General features: G+C 73.3%; 12 protein-coding genes. All 12 read left to right on the top strand.

Going from position 1 to position 9,361, the window contains the following annotated elements; all coding sequences use genetic code 11:
- Window positions 1-1,095, top strand: a 1,095-nt coding sequence (locus tag AC5LUJ_RS09525) for a nitrogenase component 1 (protein ID WP_493464789.1), incomplete at its 5' end; no start/stop codon positions are given.
- Window positions 1,095-2,486 (top strand): nitrogenase iron-molybdenum cofactor biosynthesis protein NifN, encoded by a 1,392-nt coding sequence (nifN, locus tag AC5LUJ_RS09520; RefSeq protein ID WP_493464788.1) that lies wholly within the window; start codon window positions 1,095-1,097, stop codon window positions 2,484-2,486. The genes AC5LUJ_RS09525 and nifN, both read left to right, overlap by 1 nt.
- Window positions 2,480-2,878 carry a nitrogen fixation protein NifX gene (nifX, locus tag AC5LUJ_RS09515; RefSeq protein ID WP_013874043.1) on the top strand — a complete coding sequence of 133 codons (399 nt, stop codon included), beginning with the start codon at window positions 2,480-2,482 and terminating at the stop codon, window positions 2,876-2,878. Before nifN ends, nifX begins: the two co-directional genes overlap by 7 nt.
- On the top strand, window positions 2,875-3,375 hold the full coding sequence (locus AC5LUJ_RS09510; RefSeq protein ID WP_493464787.1) for a NifX-associated nitrogen fixation protein: 501 nt from the start codon (window positions 2,875-2,877) through the stop codon (window positions 3,373-3,375). The genes nifX and AC5LUJ_RS09510 overlap by 4 nt, the downstream gene beginning before the upstream one ends.
- Complete coding sequence (locus tag AC5LUJ_RS09505; protein ID WP_250286498.1) at window positions 3,362-3,571, top strand: CCE_0567 family metalloprotein; 210 nt, start codon at window positions 3,362-3,364, stop codon at window positions 3,569-3,571. The genes AC5LUJ_RS09510 and AC5LUJ_RS09505 overlap by 14 nt, the downstream gene beginning before the upstream one ends.
- Window positions 3,568-3,945, top strand: coding sequence for a nitrogenase-stabilizing/protective protein NifW (gene nifW / locus AC5LUJ_RS09500; protein ID WP_250291648.1), 378 nt, complete (start codon window positions 3,568-3,570; stop codon window positions 3,943-3,945). The genes AC5LUJ_RS09505 and nifW overlap by 4 nt, the downstream gene beginning before the upstream one ends.
- Window positions 3,945-4,238, top strand: a complete 294-nt coding sequence (locus tag AC5LUJ_RS09495) for a nitrogen fixation protein NifZ (RefSeq protein ID WP_250286502.1) — start codon at window positions 3,945-3,947, stop codon at window positions 4,236-4,238. The genes nifW and AC5LUJ_RS09495 overlap by 1 nt, the downstream gene beginning before the upstream one ends.
- On the top strand, window positions 4,235-5,974 hold the full coding sequence (gene nifB / locus AC5LUJ_RS09490) for a nitrogenase cofactor biosynthesis protein NifB (protein WP_250286504.1): 1,740 nt from the start codon (window positions 4,235-4,237) through the stop codon (window positions 5,972-5,974). Before AC5LUJ_RS09495 ends, nifB begins: the two co-directional genes overlap by 4 nt.
- Window positions 5,971-6,558: an iron-sulfur cluster assembly accessory protein gene (locus AC5LUJ_RS09485; protein ID WP_250286505.1), complete on the top strand. Its 588-nt coding sequence runs from the start codon at window positions 5,971-5,973 to the stop codon at window positions 6,556-6,558. The genes nifB and AC5LUJ_RS09485 overlap by 4 nt, the downstream gene beginning before the upstream one ends.
- Window positions 6,559-6,625: 67 nt before the next feature.
- The gene (locus AC5LUJ_RS09480; protein ID WP_250286508.1) at window positions 6,626-7,225 is read left to right on the top strand and encodes an iron-sulfur cluster assembly accessory protein; all 600 of its coding nucleotides are present in this window, start codon (window positions 6,626-6,628) and stop codon (window positions 7,223-7,225) included.
- Window positions 7,226-7,244: 19 nt separating this feature from the next.
- Window positions 7,245-8,192 (top strand): HesA/MoeB/ThiF family protein, encoded by a 948-nt coding sequence (locus AC5LUJ_RS09475; protein WP_445548423.1) that lies wholly within the window; start codon window positions 7,245-7,247, stop codon window positions 8,190-8,192.
- On the top strand, window positions 8,189-9,361 hold a 1,173-nt coding region (locus tag AC5LUJ_RS09470; protein WP_493464786.1), incomplete at its 3' end, for a cysteine desulfurase family protein. The genes AC5LUJ_RS09475 and AC5LUJ_RS09470, both read left to right, overlap by 4 nt.

The raw sequence follows: 9,361 nt of genomic DNA, 5'->3' as shown, positions 1-9,361 counted from the left end.
GCGACCGGCGTCCCGGTGGTCCCGGTGCACTCGCCGGGATTCGCCGGCAGCAAGAACTTCGGCAACCGGCTCGCCGGCCAGGCCCTGCTCGACCACGTCATCGGCACGGTGGAACCGGCGTTCACCACGCCGTACGACGTGAACCTGGTCGGCGAGTACAACATCGCCGGCGAGCTGTGGGACGTCACCCCGCTGCTGGCGAAGCTCGGCATCCGGGTGCTGGCGAGCATCAGCGGGGACGGCCGCTACGCCGACGTCGCCGCCGCCCACCGCGCGAAGGCGACGATGGTCGTCTGCTCGCGGGCGCTGCTCTCGCTGGCCCGCGGGCTGGAGGACCGCTACGGCATCCCCTGGTTCGAGGGCAGCTTCTACGGCGTCCGGGCGATGCGCGACACCCTGCGCGGCTTCGCCCGCGTCCTCGGCGGCAAGGAGCTCTCCTGGCGGGCGGAGGAGCTCATCGCCACCGAGGAGGCCGCCCTGGCGACGGCGCTCGCCCCCTACCGGGAGCGGCTGGCCGGCGCCCGGGCGGTGCTCTACACCGGCGGGGTGAAGAGCTGGTCGCTGGTGGCGGCGCTGCAGGACCTCGGGGTGGAGGTCGTCGCCTCCGGGGCCACCAAGAGCACCGAGGACGACGTCGACAAGATCACCGAACTGCTCGGTGCGGACGGGATCGTCATCCGCAACGGCACGCCCGCCGAACTGCTGCGGGTGGTCGCCGACACCCAGGCCGACATCCTGATCGCCGGTGGCCGCAACCAGTACACCGCGCTCAAGGGCAGGCTGCCCTTCCTCGACGTCAACCAGGAACGCCACCACGCCTTCGCCGGCTATCCCGGCATGATCGAACTTGCCCGGCGGCTGGACCTGGCGCTGTCCAGCCCGGTCTGGGAGCAGGTCCGGGCGGACGCCCCCTGGGACGAGCCGGATCCCGCCGGCCGGGCCGGCGCGCCGGGCCCGGCCGGCCCGGCGGGGCCAAGGGCCGGTGCCACCGCCGGTGCTACCGCCGGTGCCGTGGCCGGTGCCGTGGCCGCCGGCGCGGCCGCGGGCGGCGGCTTCGACGACATCGACGACGACAGCGATCCCGAGGTCTTCTGATGGCCCGCGTCACCACCGGCGGACACCGGGCCGCCTTCGACCCGCTCAAGCACAGCCAGCCCCTCGGCGGCGCGCTGGCCTTCCTCGGCCTGGCCCGCTGCATCCCGATGCTGCACGGCGCGCAGGGCTGCTCGGCGTTCGCCAAGGCCCTGCTCACCCGCCACTTCCGCGAGCCCATCCCGTTGCAGAGCAGCGCCATCAACGACGTCAGCGCCGTGCTCGGCTCGTCCGAGTCGCTGCTGAGCGCGCTGGACACGATCAACGAGCGGCAGCGGCCCGACATCATCGGGGTGCTGACCACCGGCCTCACCGAGGTCACCGAGGAGGACATGTTCGGCGTCCTCGGCGCGTCGAAGTACGCCCCGGGCCGCCGTGACCCGCTGGTCGTCGCGGTGTCCACCCCGGATTTCCACGGCGGGCTGTCGGACGGCTGGTCCGCGGCGCTGCGGGGGATCGTCGCCGCGGTCCCGGCCAGCGAGGTCACGGTCCCCGGCCGGGCCGCCGTGCTCGTCGGCCCGACGCTGACCGCGGTGGACATCGACGAGATCGCCGACCTCGTCCGGGCCTTCGGCCTCGACCCGGTGGTCGTCCCCGACCTGTCCGGGTCGCTCGACGGGCACCTCGCCGCGACCTGGTCGCCGCTGACCACCGGCGGGACGGCCCTCGACGCCCTGCTGGGCCTGGCCGGCTGCGAGATCGTCATCGCGGTCGGGTCCGCGGCGGCCACCGCCGCCGGGGAGCTGGCGGTCAAAGCCGGCGTCCCGCTGATCGCCCACGACCACCTCAGCGGGCTGGCCGTCACCGACCGGCTGGTCACCGACCTGATCCGGCACACCGGCGCGGCCGCCCCCGAGGCGGTCCGGCGCTGGCGCCGGCGGCTGGCCGATGGGCTGATGGACAGCCACTTCGTCCTCGGCGGGGCGAAGGTGGCCCTCGCCCTCGAGCCAGACCTGCTCGTCGCGGTCGGTTCGCTGCTCTACGACGTCGGCGCCGAGATCGTCACCGCCGTGTCGCCGACGGACGCCGACGTGCTGCGGCAGGCGCCGTGGGAGGAGGTCGTCGTCGGCGACTTCGTCGACCTCGCCGAACGGGCCGCGGCGGCCGGCGCCGAACTTCTCGTCGCCTCCAGCCACGGGGCCGGCGCGGCCGCCGAGGCCGGCGCGGCGCACCTGACGATGGGCTTCCCCGTCTACGACCGGATGGGCGCCCCGCTGCGTGCCACCTCCGGGTACCGGGGCAGCCTCCAGTTGCTCGTGGACGCGGCCAACCGGCTGATCGAACACCGTGAGTCACATCGCCCGTCGCATCACCCGGCAGCTCCGGCACCGGCGCGCCCGGCGGCGGCCGCGTGCCCGGAGCAGGCCGAGGACCTGGAGGAACTGGCATGTTGAAGGTCGCCTTCGCCACCAGCGACGGCATCGTCGTCGACCAGCATTTCGGCTCGTGCCGCCGGTTCGACGTCTACGAGGTGTCCGCGGAGCTCGCCTCGCTGTACGAGAGCCGGGTGCTCGACCCGGCCGTCGACGACGAGGCCGAGAAGATCGAGAGCCGGCTGGACGCCATCCGGGACTGCGCGATCCTGCACGTCGCCGCGATCGGCGGGACCGCCGCCGCGAAGGTGGTCCGGGCCCGCGTCCATCCGCTGAAGGTCACCGAGGACACCTCGATCGCGGACCAGATCGTCCGGCTGCAGCGGGTCCTCGCCGGCAACCCGCCGCCGTGGCTGCGCAAGCTGCTGCGCGCGAGCGGGTCCGGCGCCACCCCCACCTGGAGCCCGCGATGACCATCGACAGCACCGGCACCGGCACCGGCACCGGCAGTGCCGGCGGCGCGGGCGCGGACGTCGCCACCGGCTTCCTGCGTGACCTGGTCGACCAGCTGCGCGCCGGGGACACCTACGGCCAGCTCGACCGCCTCGGCGGGGAGAGGCTGCTCAGCCCGTTCGTGCTCACCCCGCAGCAGCGCCGCGAGCTGGGGATCTCCTGTGACGTCGACCCGGCCACCGAGGGCCGGCTGCGCTCCTTCTACCAGGCGGTCGCCGCCGGCATCGAGAAGGCGACCGGCCTGGTCACCGGTTATCTGCTCGATCTCAGCCACGAGGGCTTCGGCCGGGTCACGGTGTTCACCGGCCGGCTCGTGGTCGTCTCCGAGGTGCTGCGCGACGCGCACCGTTTCGGCTTCGACTCCATCGACCATCTTGCCGGGCGCGGCGAGGCGCTGGTCAGCGCCGCCGCCGCGCTCGTACGTGCCTACCCGGAGGTGGCCCGTGACGACTCCTGACGACATCCCCGAGCTGCGCACGAAGCTGAAGAAGCTCAACAGCCTCGCCACCCGTCTCAAACTCGACCTGCACGACCTGGCCGAGGACCTGCCGGTCGGCTGGGAGCAGATCCTGGAGACGGCCACCGCCACCTACAACGCCTATGTCGAGATCAGCCGCCTCGAGCGCGAGCTGGCGAAGGCCGACGCGTCATGACCGCGGCATCCGCCGGGCAGGTGCCGTCCGCTGGGCAGGTGCCGCCCGCCGAGCGGCTGGCGCGCTTCCGCCAGTGCGTCACCGCCGAGGACTACTTCCAGGCCCTGGACGTCCCCTTCGACCCGAAGGTGGTCGCGGTCAACCGGCTGCACATCCTGCGGCACTTCTCCCGGGCCATGGCCCGCACGGACGCGGGGAATCCCGCTCCGCCGGAGCGGCTGGCCGCCTACCGCGCCGCCCTGGTCGCCTCCTACGAGGCGTTCACCACGGGCACCGCGCTCGACCACCGCCTGTTCAAGGTCCTCGCCGACCGCGCCCCCCAGGCGTTCGTCGCCGTGGACACCGTCACCGTTGAAGCCGAGAAGAGGGCCTGATGGACGTCAGTTTCGAAGAGCCGCTGTCCGAGGCCGCCTACGACGTCGGCGACACCGTCGTGGCCCTGAAGGACCTGCGCAACGACGGCACCTTCCCCGAGCCGGGGATCAGCGTTGGGGACGTGCTGGTGGAGACCGGGACGGTCGGCCACGTCCACGGTGTGGGTGTCTACCTCCAGGAGCACATCGTCTACGCGGTCGCGTTCACCAACGGCCGGGTGGTGGGCTGTCTGGAGCGCGAGCTGGACCTGGTGTCCGCCGCGCCGGGCCGTGAGGCGGGTGAGCGGGCATGACCCCCCGACCGGCCCCGGCGGCACAGCCGGCACAGCCGGCGCCGGTACCGGCGCGGTCGATCCCCCTGACGGTGCTCTCCCCGGCCGAGGCGGCCGCGCCGCCGGTGGCCGCGGCGCCGGCGCCGGCGGCGGGGTGCGCGTCCACCAAGGGATGCGGCGCCAGCACGACCGGCCTGGACCCCGCGATCGCCGAGAAGGTCGCCAACCATCCCTGTTACAGCCAGGACGCGCACCAGTACTACGCCCGGATGCACGTCCCGGTCGCGCCGGGCTGCAACATCCAGTGCAACTACTGCAACCGCAAGTTCGACTGCGCGAACGAGAGCCGCCCCGGCGTCACCAGCAGGCTGCTCACCCCGGAGCAGGCGCTGGCCAAGGTCAAGCGGGTGGCCAGCGAGATCAAGCAGATGAGCGTGCTCGGCGTGGCCGGGCCCGGGGAACCGCTGGCCAACGCGGGGCGCACCTTCCGCACGATGGAGCTGGTCGCCCGGGAGTGCCCGGACATCAGGCTGTGCGTGTCCACGAACGGGCTCACCCTCGTCGACCACGTCGACCGCATCGCGGATCTCGGCATCGACCATGTGACGATCACCATCAACATGATCGATCCCGAGGTCGGCGAACGGATCTACCCTTGGGTGGCCTTCCGTGGCAGGCGCTACACCGGCCGGCAGGCGTCGAAGATCCTCTCCGAGCGGCAGCTGGAGGGGCTCGCGGCGCTCACCGGACGCGGGATCCTGTGCAAGGTCAACTCGGTGATGATCCCCGGGGTCAACGACGAGCACCTGGTGGAGGTCTCCCGCACGGTCCGCGGCATGGGGGCGTTCCTGCACAACGTGATGCCGCTGGTGTCCGCCCCCGAGCACGGCACCTACTACGGCCTGACCGGGCAGCGCGGGCCGACCCCGCAGGAGCTCAAGGCGCTGCAGGACCGCTGCGAGGGCGACGACGGCGCGGAAATGAACATGATGCGCCACTGCCGGCAGTGCCGGGCCGACGCGGTCGGCCTGCTCGGGGAGGACCGCGGCGACGAGTTCGGCCCCGAGACCTACCTGGACGGCGAGGTCACCTACGACCTGGCCGGCCGCCAGGAGGCGCACGCAGCGATCGAGCGCTGGCGCTCCGACGTCCGCGCCACCCGGGAGGAGCTGCGGATCTCCGCCGGCGCGGCGAAGCCGGAACACACGGTGCTGGTCGCGGTCGCCACCAAGGGCGGGGGAGTGGTCAACCAGCACTTCGGCCACGCCGAGGAGTTCTGGATCTACGAGGCGGGCGAGAAGTGGGCGCGTCTGGTGGGCACCCGCAGCGTCGCGCGCTACTGCGAGGGCGTCTCCGAGTGTGACGACGGCGAGGACGACAAGGGGTCGGTGCTCGACCGGACCGTCCAGCTGCTGTCGGACTGCGCCGCCGTGCTGTGCAGCAAGATCGGTAACGGCCCGCGGGAGGCGCTGGCCGCGGCCGGGGTCGAAGCCGTCGAGTGCTACGACATCATCGACTCCGTGGTCGCCACCGAAGGTGCGCGGCTTGCGGCGCGGGGCGTCCAGCGGGTGGCGGACGACGCCCACCAGGCGGCGCGGAGCGCCTGCCGCCCGGCCGCGGAGCCGGCCGGTTTCGCCGCCGACCCGCTGGCAGGCGGCTCGCTGGCATCTGACGACCTGTTCGAGGACACCCCGGACGGGCGGCCCGCCCCGCACCCGCGGCCGGCCGGGCCCGTCGCGGCAAAGGTGGGATCATGATTACGAAACTGCAGGTTGTGCTCACCGAACGTGCCGGCGAGCAGGTCCGGGCGCTGCTCGCCCGCGACGGGACGACCGCCGGCTACGGCCTGCGGGTCGGCGCGGAGCCCGGCGGCTGCTCGGGCTACAAGTACAGCCTCGCGCTCGCGCCCACCGCCGAGAAAGGTGACATCACCGTCCGGCAGGACGGGTTCGACGTGTTCGTCGCGTCCGAGTCCGCCTCGTTCGTCCACGGGGTCCGTATCGACTACGTGGAGTCGCTGACGTCCTCGGGTTTCGTCTTCTCCAACCCGCGCGTGTCGGATCCGTGCTCCTGCGGGTCGTCCTTCTCCGCGGCGGGCCCGGACGGCGACGAGGACAGCCTCTGGCAGCAGGTCGACGAGGCGATCCAGCAGGTACGGCCCTTCCTGCAGCGCGACGGCGGGGACGTCACGGTCGTCGACATCACCGCGGGTGTCGTCTCGGTCCGGCTCACCGGAGCCTGCGGGGGATGCTCCGCCGCCCTGGACACGCTCACGGGCGTCATCGAGCGCCAGCTGAAGGAATCGGTGCCAGCGGTCGAGCGGGTCGTCCTCGCGTACTGACAGTCGGGCCGTCCTCGCTACTGACAGCTCCGTCCAAGCGCGTCCGAGCGCATCTGGAGGTGAACCAGTGAGTATCACGATCAGTTTTACCGAACGGGCGGCCGGCCAGGTGCGCGCGCTGCTCGACCGGGAGGGGACCACCCCCGGCGCCGGCCTGCGGGTCGGCGTCGACGGCGACGGCGGCGGCTGCGCCGGGCACCGGTACCGGCTGGCCGTCGAGCCCGCGCCGCGCGCCGGCGACGTCGTCACCCGGGCGGCGGACTTCGACGTGTTCGTCGCCGCGGACGCGGTCCACCAGTTCGACGGCATGCGCATCGACTACAGCGAGTCGCTGATGTCGTCCGGCTTCACCTTCTACAATCCACATGCGCGCGGTCACTGTATGTGTGGGCCGTCGTTCGCCCCGCCCGTCCAGCCGGACGGGGTGGAGACGTCGCTGCTGCAGAAGGCGAACGTGGCGATCCAGCACATCCGGCCGCACCTGCAGCTGGTGGGCCGGGACGCGTCCGTGGTCGGGGTCGCCGACGGGGTGGTCTCGGTGCGGCTGACCGGCGCCGGGCTCGAGCGTGATGCCGACGTCCTCGAACTGGTGAAAACGGTCGAACAGCAGCTCAAGGACGCCGTCCCCGACGTCCGGCGGGTAATCCCCGCATCCGTGGGCCGGTAGCGGAAGGCAGGGGGACGACATGGACATGCGGCGGTTCGAGCGCCAACTGACACTGAGCGGTTTCGGGCTACCGGGACAGGAGCGGCTGTGCGAGGCGACGGTGCTTGTGGCAGGTGTGGGTGGGGTGGGCGGCGCCGTCGCCACCTACCTGGCCGCGGCTGGCGTCGGGCGGCTGGTCCTCGTGCACCCCGGCGCCCTCGAGACACCCGACCTCAACCGACAGACGCTTATGCGACCCGACCGGGTCGGTGAGCCACGGGTGGCCTGCGCCGCCGACACCCTGCGGGAGCACTACCCCGACGTCACGGTCGAGGCGTGGGACCGGGACCTGTTCGACCCGCTCCTGCCCGGCCTCGTCGCCGGCGCGGACGTGGTCGTCGACGCCCGCCACAACTTCCCCGAACGGTTCCGGATCAACCGGATGTGCCTGGACCTGGGGGTGCCGCTGGTCTTCGCGGCCATGAACACCACCGAGGCCCAGCTGCTGACGGTGCTGCCTGGCGACCCGTGCCTGCGCTGCGTGTTCGCCGACGGCGACCCGGAGTGGGACCCGCTCGGCTTCCCGGTGCTCGGCGCGGTGGCCGGCACCGTGGGCTGCCTGGCGGCCATGGAGGTCATCAAGATCGTCTCCCGGTTCGGTGAGCCGTCCACCGGGAAGCTGCTCGCCTTCGACCTGTGGGACATGGACTTCCGGTCGTTCCCGGTGACTCACGACCCGCAGTGCGTCGACTGCGGGCCCATCCGGCGGCAGCCGTCGCGCCCACAGCCGTACACGGTGCGCCGCGTCCCGCTGCCGGACGTACCGGACGTACCGGACGTACCGGATGTGCCGGATGTGCCGGAGGCGTCGGCGGGCATGCCCGGCCTGGCGGACACGGCCGGCGCGGCCGGCGCGGCCGGCGTCGGTGGGCTGGCCGCGGCCGGGGCCGGGCCCGGCGTCCGGTGCGGTCACGACGATCCGCTGTGACCGGGCCCGTGACCAAGATGATCTACTGTGACTACAACGCGACGACCCCGGTCGACCCGCGGGTGCTCGACGCGATGCTGCCGCTGTTCACCGAGGACTTCGCGAACGCCTCCAGCGGACATGCCGCCGGCCGCGCGGCCGCCCGCCTGGTCGAGCGGGCCCGCGAGCAGGTCGCGGCCCTGGTCGGCGCCGGCCGGCACAGCGTCGTGTTCACCGGCGGCGCCACCGAGGCGGCCAACCTCGCGATCCACGGCGTCCTCGCCGGTGCCGAGCCCGGCCGCCGGCACGTCCTGGTGGCGGCCACCGAGCACAGGGCCGTTCTCGCGGCGGCCGGGCAGGCCGCGCGGCTGCACGGCGGCTCGGTCGAGCTGATCCGGGTGCTGCGCGACGGCACCCCCGACCTCGACCATCTCGCCGCGCTGCTGGCGAAGCTGCCCGGGCAGGTCGGGCTGGTCGCGGTGATGGCCGCGAACAGCGAGACCGGCGCGCTCGCGGACGTCCGGCGGGCCTGCCGGCTCGCGCACGGCGCCGGCGCGCTGTACCTGTGCGACGTCACCCAGGCCGCGGGCCGGATCCCCGTCGCCGTGGAGACGCACGGGATCGACCTCGCCGTGCTCAGCGCGCACAAGATGTACGGGCCCAAGGGGGTCGGCGCGCTCGTCGCCGGCCGTCCGCTGCAGAACCGGCTGACACCGCTGATCGTCGGCGGTGGCCAGGAGCGGGGGCTGCGCAGCGGCACCGTCAACAGCGCCGGCATCGTCGGGTTCGGTGCCGCCGCGCAGCTCGCCGCCGAGCGGCTGCCCGCCGACGCCGACCGGCTGCGCCACCTGACCGCGCTGCTGCACGGCCTGCTGATGGAGAAGATCCCCGGCGTGGAGCTCAACGGCCCGGCCGTCACCCGGCTGCCGAACACGGTGAACCTGCGTTTCGCCGGGGCGGACGCCGACGCGGTGATGACGTCGATGCCGCGGGTCGCGGTGTCGGCGGGCAGCGCCTGCAAGGGCGCGAGCACCGAGCCGTCCCACGTGCTGACGGCGATGGGCCTCGACGCGGCCGCCGCCCTGGAGAGCCTGCGCTTCAGCCTCGGCCGCCCCACCACCGAGGACGAGGTGCACGCGCTGGCCACCCACGTCGCCACCGCCGTCACCCACGTCCGCTCCCTCCGCACC

Source organism: Protofrankia sp. CiP1_Cm_nod3 (assembly GCF_982290655.1).
Note: the sequence above shows the minus strand (reverse complement) of the source record. Positions and strands in the feature narration are given on the sequence as shown.